The 1,305-nt window shown below is 46.4% G+C and carries 2 protein-coding genes; both read right to left on the reverse strand.

The annotated features are described in order from the left end of the window. The coding region (locus ACFIMX_RS08695) for a DUF4815 domain-containing protein (protein ID WP_375694331.1) at positions 1-482 on the reverse strand (482 nt) is incomplete at its 3' end. A gap of 1 nt (position 483) precedes the next feature. Further along, a partial coding sequence (locus tag ACFIMX_RS08700) for a phage tail protein (protein WP_375694332.1) occupies positions 484-1,305 on the reverse strand: 822 nt, incomplete at its 5' end.

A 1,305-nucleotide genomic window follows, 5' to 3' on the forward strand; every position in this document is an offset into this window, starting at 1 on the left:
AAAAAAGTCCCTTGCTGGTTATCTTCTTTGAGAGCCCAAACAAGTTTTGCTACTTCGCGTGCGGCTCCGGGCTCTCCTTCTGCCAAGGAGCCTGGCACTTGCCCCAACAGCTCTGGATTATCTTCATAGGTCACCCATTTCTTTTGTAGCTTAACACCAATTTCTATACGACCCACCATAGAAACATGGGTGAGAACAGCATCACAGACGGGAAAAATATCCCCTGCAATATAAATTTTGCCCTCTGTTAACGTGACAGTTTGCGTCTCTTTATTCACAAAAGCATCAGCGCGTTCAACACGGTCTCCTTCTTTAGCCACAAGGCGCCCCAAGCGGTCATGCCGCCCCCTGATAATGGTTTGAACTTCATTGAGTTCACCACTTTGGATGAAGGGACGCTGTCCATAAAACACCACGCTTTGTTGTTCATCTTTGCCGCGAGATCTATCAATTGCAAAGGGTAAACCGCTTTCATGTTTCATGTTAAAACCTCAATAAAATTTTGAATTGTTCGCGAACATCAGCACGCAAAGGAATGTTGACCGGTGTTTTGAGAATTTCTACACCACCACGCAGTTCATGAACCCCTAACCAAAGTTTTCCAGGAGGGGTTTGTTGTGCAAGAGAGCCATGAACGAGAAGGGAAACAGAGGCGGCTTGTTTGTCCTCAACATCATGAAAGTCTGTGCGGGCTGCCAGAAACAACAGAGTGCCGGTTGGGGAAGGATTAAATCTGTTGCCACAATGGTTATAGACACCCTCTAAAACCTGCTCTACAGGCGCTACAGCATAGCATCGGCGATACCCAATCAGAGTGTTGTTTGCGTCTCTTAAAGCCAAATAAAGGGGACGGTTGCTAAACCATTCTGCCATGAGGATATCACGTTCATGTTTTTTGACCGAACACCACGGAAAATTTGCCAAATCCCATGGGTAATCAATTTGGTTCCAGCTTAACTCCTCGTCAAAGTCATCTATCCAATTGCCAATAAGCTTGCCTTCTTCTTTTGTGAGAACGCATTCTATCTCTGTCGTGCGTCCAAAGGAAAACAAAGTTCCCCCAGCTGTGAAACGGATACCGCTCTCGAAATCCAACATGCTGTCATCAAGGCGTGACATATTGGCTTCCAAAGCTTGCACATCATACCCCGCAACACCACGACGAAAATCAGAGCGCAAACTTTTGGAGAGATCTGTGATTGCTTCAATGGCTTCAAGGCTGCTTTGTTTAGGGAGGCTGTCAAAGTACAGTTGAAAGGAATTCCACCAAGCACGCCCAGACCAAGCGGGTATAAAGCGGGCTGT

Source organism: Bartonella sp. AD24XZML, assembly GCF_042196485.1.
Taxonomy (GTDB): Bacteria; Pseudomonadota; Alphaproteobacteria; order Rhizobiales; family Rhizobiaceae; genus Bartonella.